Below are 19,368 nucleotides of genomic sequence, written 5' to 3' on the forward strand. Positions count from 1 at the left end.
TGTCTTTGTCGGACCTTCACCGCAGGTGTCCTTGCGTGACGCGATGAAGCTCGCCGCGCTGCTGCTGGCGCTGTGCAGCGCGCTGGCGCAAGCCGCGGAGCCGCTCGTCATCGCCCACCGCGGTGCGAGCGGCTACCTGCCCGAGCACACCCTGGCCGGCTACGAGCTGGCGATCCGGATGGGCGCCGACTACATCGAGCCCGACCTGCAGATGACCCGCGACGGGGTGCTCGTCGCGATCCACGACGACACGCTGCCGCGCACCACCAACGTCGCGGAACTGTTCGCGGCGCGAAACGGCGGCTACAGGGTCGCCGACTTCACGCTTGCCGAAATCCGCACGCTGACCGTCAAGCCGACCACCACCGGCGCCGCCACTTACCCCGGCTTCACGCCCGCGTCCGCCGAGCTTCGGGTGCCGACCTTCGACGAGGTGATCGCGTTGGCAAAGGCGCAGCGCGCAGTCGCCGGCCGCCCCGTCGGCCTCTACCCCGAAGCCAAGCAGGCCGATCCGGCGATGGAAGACCAGCTTCTCGCGACGCTGCAGCGCGAGCAGCTCACGCGCGCCGCCGACCGGGTCTTCGTGCAGTCGTTCAGCGACGCGACCGTCCAGAGTCTCGCCGTCAAGCAGCGCGCGCTCGGCATGAGCCTGCCGCTGGTGCTGCTCGGCCATGCAATCACCCTGCCCGACGGCCGCGCGATGATGGCCGCGCCGGGCGGCCGCATGCTGCCGTTGAAGGACGTGGCGGCGTACGCGAGCGGTGTCGGCGTCGCGATGGCGAACACCAAGTACCCGTTGACGAAAGCGTGGATCGCGCAGGCCCACGACGCCGGGCTCCAGGTGCACGGCTGGACTTTCGCGAAGCTCGACGCCGCCGCGGCCGCCGACGAATACCGCACCTTCCTCGACATGGGCCTGGACGGCGTGTTCAGCAACTACAGCGACCTGGCCGTGAAGGCGCGCAACGCGTTCGTCGCGGGCCGCAAGTGACGCAGCCGCCGCGCACCGACAGCCTCACCGACGTGCGCGGCCTGCGCGTCGGCCACCACACCGACACGCGGCGCCCGACCGGCTGCACCGTGATCCTGACGCCCGATGGCGCGGTCGCCGGCGTCGACGTGCGCGGCGCCGCGCCCGGCACGCGCGAGACCGACCTGCTGTCGCCGCTGAATGCGGTCGACACCGTCCACGCGATCCTGCTCGGCGGCGGCAGCGCCTTCGGGCTCGATGCCGCCGGGGGCGTGATGCGCTGGCTCGACGAGCGTGGCCACGGTGTGCAGGTCGGACCGGCCCAGGGCCACGAGCCGGCTCGCCAGGCGATCCGGGTGCCCATCGTCCCGGCGGCCATCCTGTTCGACCTCTGGGTCGGCGACCCGACGATCCGGCCCGACGCCGCCTCGGGCTACGCGGCCTGCGAGGCCGCGAGCGACGCCGCGGTCGCGCAAGGCAATGTCGGTGCCGGTGCGGGCTGCGCGGTCGGCAAGCTGTTCGGCATCCACCGCGCGATGCGCGGCGGGCTGGGCAGCGCCTCGCTCACGGTCGACGGCATCACCGTGGCCGCCCTCGTCGCCGTCAACGCGATCGGCGACGTGGTCGACCCGGCCACCGGCCGGCCGATCGCCGGCGCGCGCACGCCCGACGGCCGCGCGCTGCTCGGCACGATGCAGGCGCTGCGCCGCGGCGACGTTCCGGCGCCGCTGCAGATCGGCGCCGCGACGACGCTCGGCGTGATCGCGACCGATGCGGTGCTGACCAAGGCGCAGGCGAACAAGATGGCGCAGATGGCGCACGACGGCTTCGCCCGTGCGATCAACCCGGTGCACACGATGACCGACGGCGACACGATCTTCGCGCTCGCGACCGGCGCGGCCGGCCGCAGCGCGCACCTCACGCTGCTCGGCGCGCTGGCGGCCGACGTGATGGCCACCGCGATCGTGCGCGCGGCGCGCGCCGCGAATCGCCTCGACGCGCCGGGCCTGCCACCGCTGCCCGCAGCCACCGACTTCGCACCCGACGATCACACGAACAACTCGACCCCGGAGACCTCGCGATGAGCCTGACCCTGAACCGCCGCACCCTGCTGATCGGCGCCGCCGCATCGGCCGCACTCGGCGCCTGCGCCACCGGGCCGGGCGCCGCCAGCCCGCCGCCGATCGTGTTCGTGCACGGCAATGGCGACACCGCCGCGCTGTGGACGACCACGCTGTGGCGCTTCGAATCCAACGGCTGGCCGCGCGAGCGGCTGCGCGCGATCGACATCCCCTACCCGCTCGCCCGCGACGACGACACCAAGCCGCAGGCCGGCCGCAGTTCCACCGCGGAGAACATGGCCTACCTCTCGACCGAGGTCGACAAGGTGCTGCTGGCCACCGGCGCGCGCCAGGTCGTGCTGATCGCCAACTCGCGCGGCGGCAATGCGGTGCGCAACTACCTGCAGAACGGCAGCGGCGCCGGCAAGGTCTCGCACGCGATCCTGTGCGGCACGCCGAACCACGGCGTCTACGCCGACCCGAAGCGCGCGCCGAACGGCGAATTCAATGGCGCCGGCGCCTTTCTCACCGGTCTGAATGCGCCGAAGGGACCGAACGGCGACGAGGTCACGCCCGACGTCAAGTGGATGACGATCCGCTCCGACAACAACGACAAGTTCGCGCAGCCGGACGGCGTGTGGATCGGTGCCAAAGGCGTGCCGACCCACGTGACGGCGGAGGGCCCGGCGCTCAAGGGCGCCGAGAACGTCGTGATCGCCGGCATCGACCACCGCGAGACCGCCTACAGCGCGAAGGCCTTCGAGCAGATGTTCCGGTTCATCACGGGCAAGCCGCCGGTCTCCCTCGCGATCACGCCGGAGACCCGCGTCGTGCTCGACGGCCAGGTCAGCGGCTACCTCGGCTACGCGCCGCAAGGCGTGGTGCCGACCAACCTGCCGCTCGTCGGCGCGACGCTCGAGATCTACGCCACGAACCCCGCGACCGGTGAGCGCCTGGGCGGACCGGCGCACCGCAAGACCGTCGGCGCGGACGGCCATTGGGGGCCGTTCGATGCCGACCCGCAGGCGCGCTACGAATTCGTGCTGGCTGCGCCGGGCTATGCGACGACGCACATCTACCGCTCGCCGTTCCCGCGCTCGTCCGCCGTCGTGAACCTGCGGGTCGAGAAGATCCTCGACACCGACAAGGACGCCGCAGCCGTCGTCATCATGACCCGCCCGCGCGGCTACTTCGGCCTGCCGCGCGACCAGATCAGCCTGGACGGCAAGGCTCCGCCGGGCGTGCCGCAAGGGGTCGCAGGCGTCGCGGCGTCGAAGCTCAAGCTGACCGACGGCGCCAGCCGCACGGTCGTCGGCGTGTTCAACGACGAGCGCGTGATCGGCCGCACCTGGCCCGTTGCGAACAACGAGCTGAGCTACCTCGAGCTGATGTACTGAACGCCGCAGCGCGTCAACTCTTGCCGGGCGTCGCGACCGGTTTCAGCGTGCGCAGGTAGGCGATCAGCGCGCGCATGTCGGTGTCGTTGATGTTCTTGTAGAACTCGAACGCCATCGGCGGCAGGTACGGGTGGCCGTTGCGGTCGGTGCCGGTGCGGATCGCCTGCGCGATCTGCGCGTCCGACCAGCCCTTGAGCCCCACCGGCGTCAGGTTGCGCGAGACGCTTTCACCCCACGGGCCCTTGAACACCATGCCGCCGGCGCCGAGCCGCGCCCGCTTCGGCATGCCCTGGGCGTCGCGCGCGGTGTGGCATTCCATGCAGTGACCGATGGTCGCGAGGTACTCGCCGTACTTCACGGTCTGCGTCTTCGGCGGCGCCTTCACGCCGGCGACCGGCGGCCCGTAGCTGGGCGGCAGCGGCATGCGGTACTCGGACTTCGCGACCGCGTTCGCGACCGGCGGCTGCGCTTTCAGGAACATCACGATCGAGCCGACGTCGTCGTCCGACAGGTGGCGGTAGAACTCGATCGGCATCGGCGGGCCGATCAGCCGGCCGTCTGGACGCACGCCCTCGCGGATCGCCTTCACCAGTTGCGCATCGGTGTACTTGCCGATGCCGGTGGCCGGGTCGGGCGTGATGTTCGCCGCCACCGCCTTGAACGCCGGATCGTCGAACACCATGCCGCCCGACAGGCCCTTCGCCGCGACGATCCCGCCGCGCTCGTCGCGCGCCGCGTGGCAGTTGCCGCAGGCGACGACGCTTTGCATCAGGTAGCGCCCGCGTTCGAGCGTCGGCGCGGCGTGCGCCGCGTGGAGCGCCGCCAGCGTGGCCAGCAGGACAAAACTTCCGAATCGAGTCATCGCCTCGCCCTCCCCTTCGAGATGGGACGCGAGTTTGTCGACACCGTGCTCAAGTGTCAACAAATGTGACAGCGATCGGCGTCCTCAGACCGCACGCCCGTCGAACGAGGTGACCGGGATCGACGCCAGGTCGATGCCCTCGATGCAGCGGATGTTGATCGCCGCCATCGCCTCGCCGGCCGGCGACGTGGCCTCGCCGTACGGGTGGATGCCGCAGACCGCGCAGAAGCGGTGCCGGATCAGGTGCTTGCCGAAGCCGTAGCTGCCGGCGTCCTCCTCCGGCGTCAGCAACCTCAGCGCACTGCGCGGCACGAACCACATCAGCGCGCCCTTGCGCTGGCAGATCGAGCAGTTGCAGGACATGGCCGACGCGATCTCGCCATCGGCCTCGAATTTCACGCGGCCGCAATGGCAGCTGCCCTGGTACGTGGTCATGCGGAGCGCTCCTCTTGTTGCCGCACGAAGCGGTCGAGGTTGACGAAGAACAGCTGCCAGCCGCGCTCGTGGTTGGCGCGCGAGGTGTCGTCGAAGAAGCGGTCGTGGACGAAGCTCAGGTCCGTGCCGCCGTCGCCGGCCGGCGTCAGCGCGATGCTGATCCGCGAGATGCGCTCGGGCGTGCCCTTCCAGGTCCAGCTGAACACCAGGCGGCGCGCCGGCTCGACGGTCTGGTAGACACCGGAGGCCTGCTGGGTCTCGCCGTCCGGCGTCTTGAATGCGAGCACGAAGCGCCCGCCCTCGCGCACGTCGAGGTCGGCGGTGACGAGCGAGGGCTGCTCGCCGGGGCCGAACCAGCAGCTCAGGGCTTGCGGGTCGGTCCACGCGCGCCAGACCTTCTCGGGCGCGGCGCGGTAGTGGCGGTCGATGCGGACGCTGGCGGCGGTCTGCGTGGCGGCGGCGGTGGTGGGCATGGTGCGGGTTCCTCCTGCTGGTCGAGAAAACGCCCGAGGGCGTCGAGACGGTCGGTCCAGAAGCGTTCGTAGCCGGCGATCCAGGTGGCCGCGGCATGCAGCGGCTCGGCGTTGAGCGCACAACGCACCACGCGGCCCTCCTTCGCGCGGGCGATCAGGCCGGCGGCTTCGAGCACGGCCAGGTGCTTCATGAAGCCGGGCAGCGACATGCCGTGCGGCTGCGCGAGTTCGCTGACGCTGAAGCCCGCGTCGCCGCCGGGTTGCGCCAGCTGCGCGAGCACGCCGCGGCGGGTCGAGTCCGACAGCGCGGCGAACACCAGATCCAGATCGCGGGTTGGGCGTGATGCTTCTTTGTTAACCATTTGGTTTAGTATTGGCGTGAAGCCGGCCGCTGTCAAGTACGACCTGCTATCTCGGCGCCACCCCGCGCAACACGACGGCCTGCACGTTCGCCACGGTCTGCTCGAAGAACGCCGGGTCGGCCAGCGTCCGCCCGGTCAACGCCTGCACCTGCACCGCGAAATCGGCGTAGTGCTGGGTCGTCGCCCAGATCGCGAAGATCAGGTGTTGCGGGTCAACAGGCGCGAGCCGTCCGGCATCGATCCAGCCCTGGATCACCGCGGCCTTGTGCTCGACGATCTCGCGCAGTTCGCGGTCGAGCTCGTCGCGCAGCAGCGGTGCGCCCTGGATCATCTCGAGGCAGAACAGGCGCGACGCGTCCGGGCTGTCGCGCGAGACGACGAGCTTGCGGCGGATGTAGTCGGCGATCGCCTGTTGCGGGTCCTGCTCGGCCGTGAACTCGCGCAGCGGCGCGAGCCAGACCTCGAGCAGGTCGCGCAGCACGCTGACGTACAGCTCCTCCTTGTTCGCGAAGTAGTAGAGGAGGTTGCTCTTCGACACGCCCGCGCGCGCCGCCACCTGGTCGACGCTGGTGCCGTGCAGCCCGAAGCGCGAGAACAGCCCGAGCGCGGCGGCGAGCACCGCGTCGCGCTTGCTGGGCGTCGGGGCGGCGGCGGCGGGCTTCTTCTTCGTCACGGCGGGCAGTCTCCCACATCGACGGCGCGCCGACCCCGTGTTTGTCCATATGGTCAAACTGGCACAGGGGTTGCATGCTGACCGCCGCGGTGGACGCACGCCGCAACTCGGTGCATAACTCGGGTTCGTCCGACCCTTGCAGGAGCATGTGATGGCAGCAACAGAGCAATTGAGAATCAACGGCGACCGTTTGTGGGCCAGCCTGATGGAGATGGCGAAGATCGGCGCGACGCCGAAAGGCGGCGTGTGCCGCCTGACGCTGACCGACCTCGACAAGCAGGGCCGCGACCTGTTCGTCAGGTGGTGCGAGGAGGCCGGCTGCACCGTCAAGGTCGACCAGATGGGCAACATCTTCGCGCGTCGACCCGGCCGAAACAACCACCTGGCGCCGGTCGGCACCGGCAGCCACCTCGACAGCCAGCCGACCGGCGGGCGCTTCGACGGCGTCTACGGCGTACTCGCCGGGCTGGAAGTGATCCGCACGCTGAACGACCACGGCATCGAGACCGAGCGGCCGGTCGAGGCCTCGGTCTGGACCAACGAGGAAGGTTCGCGCTTCGCACCCGCGATGGTCGGCTCGGGCGTCTATGCCGGCGTGTTCTCGCTGGACTACGGCCACTCGCGCACCGACCAGGAAGGCAAAACGATCGGCGAGGAACTGAAGCGCATCGGCTACCTCGGCAGCGAGCCGATGGGCAATCGTCCGGTGCACGCGTTCTTCGAGACCCACATCGAGCAGGGTCCGATCCTCGAGCACGAGGGCCAGACGATCGGCGTGGTCACCGACGCACAGGGCCAGCGCTGGTACGAGCTGGTGCTGACGGGCCAGGACTCGCACGCCGGCCCGACACCGATGCCGGTGCGCAAGGACGCGCTGCTCGGCGCCGCCAAGGTGATCCAGCTCGTCAACGAGATCGCGCTGAAGCACGCGCCGCTGGCGGTCGGCACGGTGGGCATGCTGAACGTCTACCCGAACTCGCGCAACGTGATCCCCGGCAAGGTGTTCCTGACCGTCGACTTCCGCTGCCCGGACAACGACGAACTGCTGAAGATGGACGCCGAGCTGAAGGCCGGCGTCGCGGCCATCGCGGCCGAAGGCCGGCTCGAACACGACCTGAAGCAGATCTTCCAGTACGACTGCGTGCACTTCGACGAGAGCTGCGTCGAGATGGTGCGCGCCGGCGCCAGGCGGCTGGGCTACACGACCCGCGAGATCGTCTCCGGCGCCGGCCACGACGCCTGCTACATGAGCAAGGTCACGCCGACCGCGATGGTCTTCGTGCCCTGCATCGGCGGCATCAGCCACAACGAGATCGAGGACGCCAAGCCCGAGTGGATCGAGGCCGGCGGAAACGTGCTGTTCCAGGCGATGCTGGCCAAGGCGAACGAGCTGCCCGAGGTCTTCAAGAGCAACGAAACCGTGGCTGTGGCCTGAACCCGGAGCAACACCCCATGACCCACATCCTGATCCGCGGCGGCACCGTCATCAACGCCGAGAGCAGCGTCCGCGCCGATGTGCTGACGCAGGACGGCACCATCGTCGCCGTCGGCCCGAACCTCGAGGCGCCTGCGGGCGCGACCATCGTCGACGCGGGCGGCGCGCTCGTGATGCCGGGGGGCCTTGACCCGCACACGCACATGGAGCTGCCGTTCATGGGCACCGTGACCAAGGACGACTTCTACACCGGCACCTCGGCCGGCGTCTCCGGCGGCACGACGATGATCATCGACTTCGTGATTCCCGATCCGAAGCAGCCGCTGATGGAGGCGTGGAGCAACTGGAACGGCTGGGCGGAGAAGTCGGCGTCCGACTACAGCTTCCACGTCGCCGTCACCTGGTGGGACCAGTCGGTGCACGACGACATGGGCACGCTGGTGCGCGAGCACGGCGTGAACAGCTTCAAGCATTTCATGGCCTACAAGAACGCGATCATGGCCGACGACGAGGTGCTGGTGAACAGCTTCACCCGCGCCCTCGAACTGGGCGCCCTGCCGACCGTGCACGCCGAGAACGGCGAACTCGTGTTCCAGATGCAGCAGCGGCTGGTCGCGCAAGGCATCACCGGGCCCGAGGCGCACCCGCTGTCGCGCCCGCCGGCGGTCGAGGCCGAGGCCGCCGAGCGCGCGATCCGCATCGCCGAGGTGCTGGGGACGCCGCTCTACATCGTCCACGTGTCGAGCCAGGATTCGGTCGAGGCCATCATCCGCGCCCGCAGCCACGGCCAGCGCGTCTACGGCGAGGTGCTGGCCGGGCACCTGACGATCGACGAATCGGTTTATCGCCATCCCGACTGGAACATCGCCGCCGCCCACGTGATGAGCCCGCCGTTCCGTGCCAAGCACCATCAGGACGCGCTGTGGGGTGCCCTCGCCGCCGGCCACCTGCACACGACCGCGACCGACCACTGCGCGTTCTGCAACGAGCAGAAGGCGATGGGCAAGGACAACTTCGCGAAGATCCCGAACGGCTGCGCCGGCGTCGAGGACCGCATGTCGGTGCTGTGGGACGCGGGCGTCAACACCGGCCGGCTGACGGCCAACGAGTTCGTGCGCGTGACCTCGACCAACGCCGCGCAGATCTTCAACCTCTACCCGCGCAAGGGCGCGATTGCCGCAGGCAGCGACGCCGACATCGTGGTCTGGGACCCGGCCGCGACCAAGACGATCACGACCGCCGGCAGCATCAGCAAGGTCGGCTACAACGTGTTCGAGGGCCGCACCGTGCAGGGCCTCGCGAAGGTCACGATCTCGCGCGGCAAGATCGTCTGGATGGACGGCGAGTTGCGCACCGAGCGCGGCGCCGGCCGATACGTGAAACGCCCGGCGTTCGCGCCGGTGTTCGATGCGCTGAAGCGGCAGGCCGGCCTGCACCAGCCGCAGCCGGTAGCGCGCGCCGCCTGATCGCCCGACCTCTCGAAGGACTTGCCTCGATGCCCCAACCCGACGTGAAGGCCGGTCGACTCGACGCGTGCCAGTACACCCAGAACTTCGGCGACGCCCACCCGCCGCTGACGCCCGTGCAGGCGCTGATCGAGGCCGAGCGCTGCTACTACTGCCACGACGCGCCGTGCGTCAACGCTTGCCCGACCGGCATCGACATCCCGTCGTTCATCCGCCGCATCAGCGAGGACAACCTGCGCGGCGCGGCGCGGGCGATCCTCGAGGCCAACATCTTCGGCGGCATGTGCGCGCGCGTCTGCCCGACCGAGGTGCTGTGCGAGCAGGCCTGTGTGCGCAACACCAACGAGGACAAGCCGGTCGAGATCGGCCTGCTGCAGCGCCACGCGACCGACCACGCGATGAACGCCGGCGGCGCGCCGATGTTCGTGCGCGGCACGCCGACCGGCCGGCGCATCGCGGTCGTCGGCGCCGGCCCGGCCGGGCTCGCGTGCGCGCACCGGGCGGCGATGCTCGGTCATGAAGTCACGGTGTTCGAGGCCAAGCCCAAGCCGGGCGGTCTGAACGAATACGGTCTCGCCACCTACAAGACGCCCGACGATTTCGCGCAGAAGGAGATCGCCTGGCTGCTGTCGATCGGCGGCATCGAGATCCGCCACAGCCAGAAGCTCGGCGAGCAGGTGCTGCTGGCCGACCTGGCCGCGCAATACGATGCGGTGTTCCTCGGCCTGGGCCTGGGCGGCGTCAACGCGCTCGGCCTGGCGAACGAGGGCGCACCGGAGGTCGGCGATGCGGTCCAGTTCATCGCCGGGCTGCGCCAGGCGAACGATGTCGCCGCCGTGCCGGTCGGCCGGCGCGTCGTCGTGATCGGCGGCGGCATGACCGCGATCGACGCCGCGGTGCAATCGAGGAAGCTCGGCGCGCAGGAGGTCACCATCGTCTACCGCCGCGACCAGCCGCGCATGCCGGCGTCGAAGCACGAGCAGGACTGGGCGAAGCTCAACGGCGTCGCGATCCGCGAGTGGAGCGTGCCGAAGGCGCTCGACATCGTCGGTGGCCAGGTCGAGGGCGTCACCTTCGCGACCGTGCAGGACCTGAACGGCCAGCTCGTGCCGACCGGCAAGCACTGGAGCCTCGAAGCCGACACGGTGCTGAAGGCGATCGGCCAGACCCTCGTGCTGGCCGACCCGACGCTGGCGACGCTCGCGCTGCGCGGCGGCCGCATCGCGGTCGATGGCGATGGCCGCACCTCGCTCGCCAAGGTGTGGGCCGGCGGCGACTGCACCTGGGGCGGCAAGGACCTGACGGTCGAGGCGGTCGAGCACGGCAAGATCGCCGCTCAGGCGATCGACCGCGCGCTCGGCTTCCTGCGGCAGGGCCAACCTTTCACCCGCGTGCGCCGTTTCGCCAGCGCCTGACACGGAGCCACCATGGCCGACCTGAGCACCACCTTCGCGGGCATCCGCAGCCCGAACCCCTTCTGGCTCGCCTCGGCGCCGCCCACCGACAAGGAGTACAACGTCCAGCGCGCCTTCGAGGCGGGCTGGGGCGGCGTGGTCTGGAAGACGCTCGGCGAGGCCGGGCCGCCAGTTGTCAACGTCAACGGGCCGCGCTACGCGGCGCTGTATTCGCAGGACCGGCACCTGATCGGCTTCAACAACATCGAGCTGATCACCGACCGGCCGCTGGAAGTGAACCTGGACGAGATCGCGCGCGTCAAGCGCAACTGGCCGGACCGCGCAGTCGTCGTCTCGATCATGGTGCCGTGCGAGGAGCAGGCCTGGAAAGCGATCCTGCCGCGGGTCGAGGACACCGGCTGCGACGGCATCGAGCTGAACTTCGGCTGCCCGCACGGCATGAGCGAGCGCGGCATGGGCTCGGCGGTCGGCCAGGTGCCCGAGTACATCGAGATGGTGACGCGCTGGTGCAAGCAGTTCACGCGGCTGCCGGTGATCGTGAAGCTGACGCCGAACGTCGCCGACATCAAGCCGCCGGCGCTGGCGGCGCACCGCGGCGGCGCCGATGCGGTGTCGCTGATCAACACGATCAACTCGGTGATGGGCGTCGACCTCGATTCGCTGCTGATCTACCCCAACACCGGTGGCTTCGGCTCGCACGGCGGCTACTGCGGCCCCGCCGTCAAGCCGATCGCGCAGAACATGGTCGCCGAGATCGCCCGCACGCCGGCGATGGCGCGGCTGCCGATCTCGGGCATCGGCGGCATCACGACCTGGAAGGACGCCGCCGAGTTCATCGCGCTCGGCGCCGGCAACGTGCAGGTCTGCACCGCCGCGATGACCTACGGCTTCAAGATCGTGCAGGAGATGTGCAGCGGCCTGGCGGAGTACATGGACAGCAAGGGGTTCTACAACATCGACGCGTTCCGCGGCCGGGCCGTGCCGTCGATCGTCGACTGGAACCAGTTGAACCTGAACCACATCGAGAAGGCGCAGATCGACCAGGACCTGTGCATCCAGTGCGGCCGCTGTCACGTCGTCTGCGAGGACACCTCGCACCAGGCGATCACCGCGACGAAGGACGGCCGCCGCCATTTCGAGGTCGTCGAGGCCGAGTGCGTCGGCTGCAATCTCTGCGTCTCGGTCTGCCCGGTGCCGGCCTGCATCACGATGCACGCGCTGCAGCCCGGCCAGACCGATCCGCGTACCGGACAATGGGTGAGTGGCGAATACGCCAACTGGACCACGCACCCGAACAACCCGGCGCGCGTGGCCTGACCCCCCTCCAGAGAACCCGAACCGTCGAGCCGCCTTTGTTGCCAGCCCTGCCCGCCCCCGTCGTCGATGTCCAGGAAGTCTCGGTCGTCTACCCCGCCAAGGAACAGGCCGTCACGGCGCTGGACCGGGTGAGCCTGAGCATCCAGGAGGGCGAGTTCATCTCGCTGATCGGCCCGTCGGGGTGCGGCAAGACCACGCTGCTGCGGGTGATCGCCGACCTGGAGCAGATCACCTCCGGCGTCGTGCGCGTCAACGGCATGAGCACGCGCGACGCGCGGCTGGCGCGTGCCTACGGCTACGTGTTCCAGGCGCCCGCCCTGTTTCCGTGGCGCACCGTGCTGGGCAACTGCTGCCTGCCGCTGGAGATTCACGGTCTGGACAAGGCGAAGGCGCGCGCTGTGGCGATGGAGCACCTGGAGCGCGTCGGGTTGAAGGGCTTCGAGGGCAAGTACCCGTGGCAGTTGTCGGGCGGCATGCAGCAGCGGGTGTCGATCGCGCGCGCGCTGGGCTTCGAGCCCAAGCTGCTGATGATGGACGAGCCGTTCGGCGCGCTCGACGAGATCACGCGCGATCGGCTGAACGAGCAGTTGCTCAGGCTGTGGGAGCGCGAACGCCGCACGGTCGTGTTCGTCACCCACTCGATCCCCGAGGCGGTGTTCCTGTCGTCGCGCATCGTCGTGATGTCGCCGCGGCCCGGTCGCATCGTCGATGTGATCGAGTCCGGCCTGCCGGCCGACCGCACGCTGGACATCCGCGACACGCCCGAGTTCGCCGAGATCTCGCACCGCGTGCGCATGTCGCTGCAGGACGGGCATGGCGGCCATTGAGGTCGAGCGCCGCCGGGCCGGCGCTGTCTGGTTCAACGCCGGCCCCGTGCTGGCGGTGCTCGGCATCGTGCTCGTGCTCTGGTACGCCCTCGCGGTCTGGCTGAACGCACCGCAGGTCATCGAGCGGACGCTGTCGTCCCAGCCCGGCTGGACCGCTGTCGACCTGCTGCGCCTGACCTGGTCCATGGACCGGCCCGTGCTGCCGGCGCCGCACCAGATCGTCGCGGACCTCTGGGACTCCATCGTCAACTGGCCGCTCGATTCGCCACGCAACCTGCTGTACCACGCCGCCGTCACCAGTTCGGCCACGCTGCTCGGCTTCGTGATGGGCACGCTGCTGGGCGCGCTGCTGGCGGTCGCGATCGTCCACTCGCGCACGCTCGACCGCAGCCTGTTCCCGTGGATCATCGCGTCGCAGACGGTGCCGGTGCTGGCGATCGCGCCGATCATCATCGTGATCCTCGGCAGCATGGGGATGAGCGGCACCTTCCCGAAGGCGATCATCTCGATGTACCTGTGCTTCTTCCCGGTCGCGGTCGCGCTGGTCAAGGGGTTGCGCTCGCCCGGCGTCATGGAGACCGAGCTGCTGTACACCTACGCCGCGTCGCGCAGCCAGGCGTTCTGGAAGCTGCGCGTGCCGGCATCGCTGCCGTTCCTGTTCCCGTCGCTGCGGGTGGGTATCGCCGCCGGCCTGGTCGGCGCGATCGTCGGCGAGCTGCCGACCGGCGCGCAGGCCGGCCTCGGCGCGCGGCTGCTGACCGGCTCGTACTACGGCAACACGGTGCAGATCTGGTCCGCGCTGGTGATGTCGGCGTTGCTCGGGTTGGCGCTGACCGGCTGCGTCGCGCTCGCCGAACGCCTGCTGACGCCGGGAGGCCGCCGGTGATCGCGCTGATCCGCGAGCAGCGCATCGCGACCGCCGCAGTGCTGCTGGCCGCGCTGTCGTTCGTGCTGCCGCTGGGCGTCACCACCACCGGCCAGACGCTGCGCTGGCCCAGCCTGGCGGCGCCGTTCGTGTTCGCCTGCTGCGGGCTGTTCACCGCGATGCTGGCGGTGCTGCGTCCACCGCAGCGGCCCGCGCCGGTGCTGCTGTTCGCCGTCGCCAGCGGCCTGGCCGCGCTGGCGCCGCTGATCATGATCGCGACCGATGTGGTCGCCGCGCTCGACGCCGCCGCTTGGCGCAGCGGCTTCTGGAGCTACACCGTCGCTCTCGGGCTGCTGGCGATCACCAGCGTGCGCCGCCTCGCCAAGCAGGACGCCGAAGGCGCGCTCGGCGCGTGGGCGGCGCAGTACGGCACGCCGCTGCTGTTCGGCGCGTGGGTGATCGTGTTCTGGCAGTTGCTGACCCGCGCGTTCGACGTGCCGCAGGTGCTGCTGCCGGCGCCGAGCGTGGTCTGGCGCTCGCTGCTCGCCGGCTGGGGCGTGCTGGCCGGCGACTTCCAGCAGACCGTCATGCACTCGGTGCTGATCGGGCTGGTCGCCGGTTGCGCGCTCGGCTTCGTCGTCGGCGTGCTGATCGACCGCAGCCCGTTCCTGCAGCGCGGTCTGCTGCCGGTGGCGGCGCTGGCGAGCACGGTGCCGCTGATCGGCGTCGCGCCGATCATGGTGATGTGGTTCGGGTTCGACTGGCAGTCCAAGGCCGCCGTCGTCGTGGTGATGACCTTCTTCCCGATGCTGGTCAACACGCTCGCCGGCCTGGCCGAATCGGGCCACATGGAGCGCGACCTGATGCGCTCCTACGGCGCGAGCTATTGGCGCACGTTGCTGTCGCTGCGCATCCCGGTCGCGCTGCCGTTCGTCTTCAACGCGCTGAAGATCAATTCGACGCTGGCGATGATCGGCGCGATCGTCGCCGAGTTCTTCGGCTCGCCGGTGGCCGGGCTCGGATTTCGCATCTCGACCGAGGCGGCGCGGCTGAACATGGGGCTGGTGTGGGCGGCGATCCTGGTCGCCGCGATCGCCGGCTCGGCGCTGTACGGGCTGCTCGGCTGGATCGAGCGCCGCGTGACCTTCTGGCACCCCTCGATGCGCGCCCATGTTTGAGTTCCAATCGCTTTTCACCCACGCCGCAAGGCACAACCTCCGGAGTTCCCCGATGCGCAAGACGACTCTCCTGCTCTCCCTGATGCTGGCTGGCATGGCCGGTGCCGCCGGCGCCGCCGACAAGGTCACCGTGCAGCTCAAGTGGCTGCCGCAGGCGCAGTTCGCCGGCTACTACGTGGCCGCCGCCAAGGGCTTCTACAAGGAGGCCGACCTCGACGTGACGATCAAGCCGGGCGGCCCCGACATCGCCCCCGCGCAGGTGCTCGCCGCCAAGGGCGCCGACTTGACCGTCGACTGGATGCCCAGCGCGCTGGCCGCCCGCGAAGCCGGCGTGCCGATGGTCAACGTCGCGCAGATCTTCAACCGCTCCGGGATGATGCTGACCTGCAAGAAGGCCAGCGGCGTCACGACCTCCAAGGACTTCAAGGGCAAGACGCTCGGCGTCTGGTTCGGCGGCAACGAGTACCCGTTCCTCAGCTGGATGGGCACGCTCGGCCTGAAGACCAGCGGCGCGTCGCCCGACGTCAAGGTGCTGAAGCAGGGCTTCAACGTCGACCCGCTGCTGCAGAACCAGGCCGCGTGCATCTCGACCATGATCTACAACGAGTACTGGCAGGTGATCGATGCGGGCGTGAAGCCGGCCGACCTCGTCACCTTCCCGTACGAGGACCAGGGCGTCGCGACGCTCGAAGACGGCCTCTACGCCCGCGAGCCGGACCTGAAGGACCCGGCCTACGTGGCGAAGATCGCGAAGTTCGTGAAGGCCTCGATCAAGGGCTGGGAGTACGCGATCAAGAACCAGGACGAGGCCGTCAAGATCGTGCTCGCCGCCGACACGTCCGGCGGTTCGACGGCCGCGGTGCAGAAGCGCCAGCTCGAGAACGTCGCCAAGCTGATCACCACCGCCGGCACGCCGAAGATGGGCGTCCTCGACCCGGCCGCCTACCAGCGCACGGTCAAGGTGCTGCTCGCCGGCGGCAGCGACCCGGTCATCAAGAAGGACCCGGGCGCCGCCGCCTGGACCCATGCGGTGACGGACAAGGCGATGGCGAAGTAGATCCCGCCTCGCGGCCCCGGCTCACTCGAGCCGTCGGCCCGCGGCGCTGGCCGCGATCAGTTTGTCCAGCCTGGCGGCCCGAGTCTCGGGCCGCTTCGCATGGCAGATGCGGTGCAGCATCTGCTGGCGGTAGCCGGGCGGCGCGCTCTCGAAGAAGCGCCAGGCCGCCTTCTGGCGCTTGAACGCGCGCCGTTCGGCCGGTGTCAGCTCGGCCGGCGCGTCCTGCTCGTACGAATAGACCTTGGACCGGGCCTCGGTGCGCCGCTCGAAGGCGGCGACACCCGCCGGCGTCATGCGTCCCTCGGCCTTCAAGCGCTCGACCTTCGCGATGTTGATCGCGCTCCAGATCGAGCTCGGCTTGCGCGGCGTGAAGCGGATCGAATAGGTGGCGTCGTCGATCCGCTTGCGCACCCCGTCGATCCAGCCGACGCACAGCGCCTCGTCGACCGACTCCGGCCAGGTCATGCTCGGTCGACCGGAGCCCACCTTGTGGAAGCCGACCAGCAGCGCTGAGGCCGCGGCAGCGTGCGTGTCGAGCCAGTGGCGGAACGCGATGGCGGTCGGGAAGAAGGTTGGCGCCGCCATCCCCGGCCTGTCAGCGCACGTTGACGATCAGGCTCCAGACCACGACGACGAGCTGCGCCAGGTTGATCGCGATCGCCATGCCGTGGAGCTGGCGGAACGCGCGGACCGCGCCGGCAGCGCCGGACTGGATCTGCGCCCCCAGCGCTTCCATCTTCGGGATGACCGTGCGGCGCAGCGCGGTCGCGAGCAGCGCGAGCCCCGCGCCCAGTGCCGCGAACGCCAGCCGCCCGGCCAGCGCGTAGCTCAGCGCGGCCGCCCCGGCGGCGAACAGCGCAGCGGTGTAGTACACGTCGAAGAAGCGCCGGACGAAACGCGCGTCCATCGGCGTGTCGTGGTCGAGGATCAGCAGCGGCACCGAGCCCATCAGGAAATAGGCCGTCGTCACCAGCAGGATGCTGGTGAAGCACAGGGCCGCGATCAAGGGGGCTGACATGGGCGGTGGACGCGGCAGCGGGATGAGCCCGACGCCACGTCGGCATCATGCCAGCAAGGTGCCAACGGCAGGCGCGCTCCGCGACAATCGAGGCCCATGACCATGCCATCCACCCCACCCCCGACCGTCGCCGAGCGCGTCGATGCGCACGTCGCGGACGCCGACGTCGCGGCCTTCAGGCGCGATGGCGCGGTCTGCATTCGCAGTCTGCTCAACGCCGACGAACTCGCGTTGCTGACGCAGGGGATCGACGCCAACCTCGCCGCGCCGAGCCCGCGCGCCAAGGTCGCGAGCCGGCCGGAGGACCCGGGCTTCTTCATCGAGGACTTCTGCAACTGGCCGCACATCCCCGCGTACCGCGAGTTCATCGTCGGCTCGCCGCTTGCCCTGCTCGCGCAGCGCCTGATGGGCTCGCGGACCGTGCGGCTGTACCACGACCACCTGCTCGTCAAGGAACCCGGCACGCGCCAACGCACGCCGTGGCACCAGGACCAGCCGTACTACAACATCGAGGGCACGCAGACCGTCAGCATGTGGATCGCGGTCGATCCGGTGCCGCGCGAGTCGACGCTGGAGTTCGTCGCGGGTTCGCACCGGGGCCCGTGGCTGATGCCGCGCACGTTCATGGACCAGCAGGCGAAGTGGTTCCCCGAGGGCAGCCTGGCCGACCTGCCGGCGATCGACGCCGACCGCGCCGCGTTCCCGATCATCGGCTGGGACGTGCAGCCGGGCGACATCGTCTGCTTCCACATGCTCGCGCTGCACGCCGCCGCGGGCGTGCAGGGGACCGGGCGCCGACGCGTGTTCTCGGTGCGCTTCCTCGGCGACGACGTGCGGCATGCACCGCGCGCTTGGGTCACCTCGCCGCCCTTCCCCGGCCTCGCCGACGAGTTGCCGGCCGGCGCCGAGATGGACCACCCGCTGTTCCCGAAGCTGGTCGGCTGATGGCGGACGACGCGCTTCGCGAGACCATCGCCGCACGCTTGCGCGGCTTCGACCGCCTCGCGCGGGACCTCGCCGGGCACCGCCACGCGGCGGTCGCGGTCGCCGTCACCGACGAAGGCTTCGGCGCCGACCTGCCCGGGCTGCCGAGCCCGGCCGCATGGAGCGAACGCGCGGCGCTGGTGCTGACGCGCCGTGCCGAAGCGCTGCGCGCGCACGCCGGCCAGTGGGCGCTGCCGGGCGGCCGCATCGACGCCGGCGAGTCCCCCGAGCAGGCCGCACTGCGCGAGCTCGACGAGGAAGTGGCGCTTCGGCTCGGCCTGGACGACGTGCTCGGCCGGCTCGACGACTTCGAGACGCGCTCCGGCTACGTGATCACGCCGGTCGTCGTGTGGGCCGGCGCCGCGCGTGCGATGCGGCCGAACCCGGACGAGGTGCAAAGCATCCACCGCATCCCGGTCGACGAGTTCATGCGCGCCGACGCACCGATCCTGGAGCCGACCGACGACCCGGCGCGCCCGGTGCTCAAAATGCCGGTGGCCGGGCACTGGATCGCCGCACCGACCGCAGCGGTGCTGTACCAGTTCCGCGAGGTCTGCATCAAAGGCCTCGCGACCCGCGTCGCCCACTTCGACCAGCCGGCCTTCGCATGGCGCTAGGGTCCGCAACGTCGGCCGCGAGAATGCGCGCATGAAACTCTCCCAACTGCTGTTCTCCCAGGGCTTCGGCGCCCGCCGTGAGTGCGAGGGGCTGATCCTCGGCGGGCACGTGACGCTGGCCGGGCAGGTCTGCGACGACCCGTTCTTCGAGGTCGCGCCCGAGGGCCTGACCTTCGGCGTGCGCGGCGAACTGTGGCCCTACCACGCGAAGGCGCTGGTGCTGCTCCACAAGCCGGCCGGCTACGAGTGCTCGCAGAAGCCCAAGCATCACCCGAGCGTGATGAGCCTGCTGCCGCCGCCGCTGCGGGTGCGCGGCCTGCAGCCGGTCGGCCGGCTCGACGAGGACACGACCGGCCTGCTGCTGATGACCGACGACGGCGCGCTGATCCACCGCCTCACGTCGCCGAAGAAGCACGTGCCCAAGGTCTACGAGATCGGCACGATCGATCCGGTCACGCCGGCGCAGGTCGACGAACTGCTGCGCGGCGTCGTGCTGCACGACGATCCGCTGCCGGTGCGGGCGGCCGCCGCCGAACAGACCGGCCCGCATGCGCTGCGGATGACCTTGCTCGAAGGCAAGTACCACCAGGTCAAGCGGATGGTCGCGGCCACCGGCAACACCGTCAACGCGCTGCACCGCAGCCGGTACGGGGTGCTGGCGCTGCCGGCCGATCTGGCACCGGGCCAGTGGCGCTGGCTGCCCGGGCCGCAGGTGCTGTTCGGCCCCTGACGTCCACGCTGTTCCAGTTCGGCACACCGACCGCACGCGGCACGGACGCGACTTTCCGCAGACCGTCCAGGGCATCTTCGCTGGGGCCGCGCGCCGCTACGCAGCCACCGGGGGGCCGTCAGGGATGCCCCTATATATCGTCGTGAATCTGCTCGTCCTACCGTTGCGGCAGCGGCGCGTTCGGCTGTCTTGCCGACGCGCCGTCCAAAGCAACAACAGGAGACAG

21 protein-coding genes are annotated in these 19,368 nt (G+C 70.1%); 14 read left to right on the plus strand and 7 right to left on the minus strand.

Annotated features, from left to right (window positions below; translation table 11 throughout):
- Positions 1 to 25 precede the first annotated feature (25 nt).
- From ASC76_RS07325 to ASC76_RS07335, 3 genes are read left to right on the plus strand one after another with little or no spacing between them, the layout of a single operon-like run.
- Positions 26 to 991 (plus strand): glycerophosphodiester phosphodiesterase family protein, encoded by a 966-nt coding sequence (locus ASC76_RS07325; protein ID WP_162247070.1) that lies wholly within the window; start codon positions 26 to 28, stop codon positions 989 to 991.
- The gene (locus tag ASC76_RS07330) at positions 988 to 2,055 is read left to right on the plus strand and encodes a P1 family peptidase (protein ID WP_056464407.1); all 1,068 of its coding nucleotides are present in this window, start codon (positions 988 to 990) and stop codon (positions 2,053 to 2,055) included. The genes ASC76_RS07325 and ASC76_RS07330 overlap by 4 nt, the downstream gene beginning before the upstream one ends.
- The gene (locus tag ASC76_RS07335; protein ID WP_056464409.1) at positions 2,052 to 3,428 is read left to right on the plus strand and encodes an alpha/beta fold hydrolase; all 1,377 of its coding nucleotides are present in this window, start codon (positions 2,052 to 2,054) and stop codon (positions 3,426 to 3,428) included. The genes ASC76_RS07330 and ASC76_RS07335 overlap by 4 nt, the downstream gene beginning before the upstream one ends.
- A gap of 13 nt (positions 3,429 to 3,441) precedes the next feature.
- On the opposite strand, the gene ASC76_RS07340 is transcribed toward ASC76_RS07335, so the two are convergent.
- From ASC76_RS07340 to rutR, 5 genes are all read right to left on the minus strand, one after another.
- Positions 3,442 to 4,290 carry a c-type cytochrome gene (locus ASC76_RS07340; RefSeq protein WP_056464412.1) on the minus strand — a complete coding sequence of 283 codons (849 nt, stop codon included), beginning with the start codon at positions 4,288 to 4,290 and terminating at the stop codon, positions 3,442 to 3,444.
- 84 nt (positions 4,291 to 4,374) lie between these two features.
- Positions 4,375 to 4,725 carry a GFA family protein gene (locus ASC76_RS07345; protein WP_056464413.1) on the minus strand — a complete coding sequence of 117 codons (351 nt, stop codon included), beginning with the start codon at positions 4,723 to 4,725 and terminating at the stop codon, positions 4,375 to 4,377.
- Entirely contained in the window at positions 4,722 to 5,198 is a 477-nt protein-coding gene (locus tag ASC76_RS07350; RefSeq protein WP_056464415.1) for an SRPBCC domain-containing protein, read from the minus strand. The genes ASC76_RS07345 and ASC76_RS07350 overlap by 4 nt, the downstream gene beginning before the upstream one ends.
- Positions 5,087 to 5,560, minus strand: a complete 474-nt coding sequence (locus ASC76_RS24370; RefSeq protein WP_082548876.1) for a helix-turn-helix transcriptional regulator — start codon at positions 5,558 to 5,560, stop codon at positions 5,087 to 5,089. Before ASC76_RS24370 ends, ASC76_RS07350 begins: the two co-directional genes overlap by 112 nt.
- Positions 5,561 to 5,606: 46 nt before the next feature.
- Positions 5,607 to 6,233 (minus strand): HTH-type transcriptional regulator RutR, encoded by a 627-nt coding sequence (gene rutR / locus ASC76_RS07360; protein ID WP_056464418.1) that lies wholly within the window; start codon positions 6,231 to 6,233, stop codon positions 5,607 to 5,609.
- 151 nt (positions 6,234 to 6,384) lie between these two features.
- On the opposite strand from rutR, the gene ASC76_RS07365 reads away from it, so the two are divergent.
- Genes ASC76_RS07365 through ASC76_RS07400 form a run of 8 tightly spaced genes read left to right on the plus strand, consistent with a single transcriptional unit; the run spans position 6,385 to position 15,793 of the window.
- Positions 6,385 to 7,668 (plus strand): Zn-dependent hydrolase, encoded by a 1,284-nt coding sequence (locus ASC76_RS07365; RefSeq protein WP_056464419.1) that lies wholly within the window; start codon positions 6,385 to 6,387, stop codon positions 7,666 to 7,668.
- A gap of 17 nt (positions 7,669 to 7,685) precedes the next feature.
- A complete protein-coding gene (hydA, locus tag ASC76_RS07370; protein ID WP_056464421.1) occupies positions 7,686 to 9,134 on the plus strand; it encodes a dihydropyrimidinase in 1,449 nt (482 codons plus the stop codon).
- Between the two features lie 29 nt (positions 9,135 to 9,163).
- Positions 9,164 to 10,549, plus strand: coding sequence for an NAD(P)-dependent oxidoreductase (locus tag ASC76_RS07375; protein ID WP_056464423.1), 1,386 nt, complete (start codon positions 9,164 to 9,166; stop codon positions 10,547 to 10,549).
- Positions 10,550 to 10,561: 12 nt separating this feature from the next.
- The gene (gene preA, locus ASC76_RS07380; RefSeq protein WP_056464427.1) at positions 10,562 to 11,866 is read left to right on the plus strand and encodes an NAD-dependent dihydropyrimidine dehydrogenase subunit PreA; all 1,305 of its coding nucleotides are present in this window, start codon (positions 10,562 to 10,564) and stop codon (positions 11,864 to 11,866) included.
- 38 nt (positions 11,867 to 11,904) lie between these two features.
- Entirely contained in the window at positions 11,905 to 12,693 is a 789-nt protein-coding gene (locus ASC76_RS07385; protein ID WP_235580381.1) for an ABC transporter ATP-binding protein, read from the plus strand.
- On the plus strand, positions 12,680 to 13,579 hold the full coding sequence (locus ASC76_RS07390) for an ABC transporter permease (RefSeq protein WP_056464429.1): 900 nt from the start codon (positions 12,680 to 12,682) through the stop codon (positions 13,577 to 13,579). Before ASC76_RS07385 ends, ASC76_RS07390 begins: the two co-directional genes overlap by 14 nt.
- Positions 13,576 to 14,736, plus strand: a complete 1,161-nt coding sequence (locus tag ASC76_RS07395; protein WP_056464432.1) for an ABC transporter permease — start codon at positions 13,576 to 13,578, stop codon at positions 14,734 to 14,736. Before ASC76_RS07390 ends, ASC76_RS07395 begins: the two co-directional genes overlap by 4 nt.
- A 52-nt stretch (positions 14,737 to 14,788) precedes the next feature.
- Positions 14,789 to 15,793 carry an ABC transporter substrate-binding protein gene (locus tag ASC76_RS07400; RefSeq protein WP_056464434.1) on the plus strand — a complete coding sequence of 335 codons (1,005 nt, stop codon included), beginning with the start codon at positions 14,789 to 14,791 and terminating at the stop codon, positions 15,791 to 15,793.
- 21 nt (positions 15,794 to 15,814) lie between these two features.
- Here the strand turns inward: ASC76_RS07400 and ASC76_RS07405 are convergent, their stop codons facing one another.
- A complete protein-coding gene (locus ASC76_RS07405; RefSeq protein ID WP_056464436.1) occupies positions 15,815 to 16,378 on the minus strand; it encodes a YdeI family protein in 564 nt (187 codons plus the stop codon).
- 10 nt (positions 16,379 to 16,388) lie between these two features.
- The gene (locus ASC76_RS07410) at positions 16,389 to 16,811 is read right to left on the minus strand and encodes a hypothetical protein (protein ID WP_056464438.1); all 423 of its coding nucleotides are present in this window, start codon (positions 16,809 to 16,811) and stop codon (positions 16,389 to 16,391) included.
- Positions 16,812 to 16,913: 102 nt separating this feature from the next.
- Here ASC76_RS07410 and ASC76_RS07415 point away from each other — a divergent pair, with 102 nt between their 5' ends.
- From ASC76_RS07415 to ASC76_RS07425, 3 genes are read left to right on the plus strand one after another with little or no spacing between them, the layout of a single operon-like run.
- Positions 16,914 to 17,756, plus strand: coding sequence for a phytanoyl-CoA dioxygenase family protein (locus ASC76_RS07415; protein ID WP_056467066.1), 843 nt, complete (start codon positions 16,914 to 16,916; stop codon positions 17,754 to 17,756).
- Entirely contained in the window at positions 17,756 to 18,412 is a 657-nt protein-coding gene (locus ASC76_RS07420; RefSeq protein ID WP_056464440.1) for a CoA pyrophosphatase, read from the plus strand. The genes ASC76_RS07415 and ASC76_RS07420 overlap by 1 nt, the downstream gene beginning before the upstream one ends.
- A gap of 31 nt (positions 18,413 to 18,443) precedes the next feature.
- A complete protein-coding gene (locus ASC76_RS07425) occupies positions 18,444 to 19,142 on the plus strand; it encodes a pseudouridine synthase (RefSeq protein ID WP_056464442.1) in 699 nt (232 codons plus the stop codon).
- Positions 19,143 to 19,368: the final 226 nt, after the last annotated feature.

The organism is Rhizobacter sp. Root404 (assembly GCF_001425865.1).
Lineage (GTDB): Bacteria > Pseudomonadota > Gammaproteobacteria > Burkholderiales > Burkholderiaceae_C > LMDS01.

Coding starts and splice junctions, on each gene's coding strand:
- ASC76_RS07335 (WP_056464409.1), top strand. CDS start 2,052: ATGAGCCTGACCCTGAACCGCCGCACCCTGCTGATCGGCGCCGCCGCA.
- ASC76_RS07340 (WP_056464412.1), bottom strand. CDS start 4,290: ATGACTCGATTCGGAAGTTTTGTCCTGCTGGCCACGCTGGCGGCGCTC.
- ASC76_RS07345 (WP_056464413.1), bottom strand. CDS start 4,725: ATGACCACGTACCAGGGCAGCTGCCATTGCGGCCGCGTGAAATTCGAG.
- ASC76_RS07350 (WP_056464415.1), bottom strand. CDS start 5,198: ATGCCCACCACCGCCGCCGCCACGCAGACCGCCGCCAGCGTCCGCATC.
- ASC76_RS24370 (WP_082548876.1), bottom strand. CDS start 5,560: ATGGTTAACAAAGAAGCATCACGCCCAACCCGCGATCTGGATCTGGTG.
- ASC76_RS07365 (WP_056464419.1), top strand. CDS start 6,385: ATGGCAGCAACAGAGCAATTGAGAATCAACGGCGACCGTTTGTGGGCC.
- hydA (WP_056464421.1), top strand. CDS start 7,686: ATGACCCACATCCTGATCCGCGGCGGCACCGTCATCAACGCCGAGAGC.
- ASC76_RS07375 (WP_056464423.1), top strand. CDS start 9,164: ATGCCCCAACCCGACGTGAAGGCCGGTCGACTCGACGCGTGCCAGTAC.
- preA (WP_056464427.1), top strand. CDS start 10,562: ATGGCCGACCTGAGCACCACCTTCGCGGGCATCCGCAGCCCGAACCCC.
- ASC76_RS07390 (WP_056464429.1), top strand. CDS start 12,680: ATGGCGGCCATTGAGGTCGAGCGCCGCCGGGCCGGCGCTGTCTGGTTC.
- ASC76_RS07400 (WP_056464434.1), top strand. CDS start 14,789: ATGCGCAAGACGACTCTCCTGCTCTCCCTGATGCTGGCTGGCATGGCC.
- ASC76_RS07405 (WP_056464436.1), bottom strand. CDS start 16,378: ATGGCGGCGCCAACCTTCTTCCCGACCGCCATCGCGTTCCGCCACTGG.
- ASC76_RS07410 (WP_056464438.1), bottom strand. CDS start 16,811: ATGTCAGCCCCCTTGATCGCGGCCCTGTGCTTCACCAGCATCCTGCTG.
- ASC76_RS07415 (WP_056467066.1), top strand. CDS start 16,914: ATGCCATCCACCCCACCCCCGACCGTCGCCGAGCGCGTCGATGCGCAC.
- ASC76_RS07420 (WP_056464440.1), top strand. CDS start 17,756: ATGGCGGACGACGCGCTTCGCGAGACCATCGCCGCACGCTTGCGCGGC.
- ASC76_RS07425 (WP_056464442.1), top strand. CDS start 18,444: ATGAAACTCTCCCAACTGCTGTTCTCCCAGGGCTTCGGCGCCCGCCGT.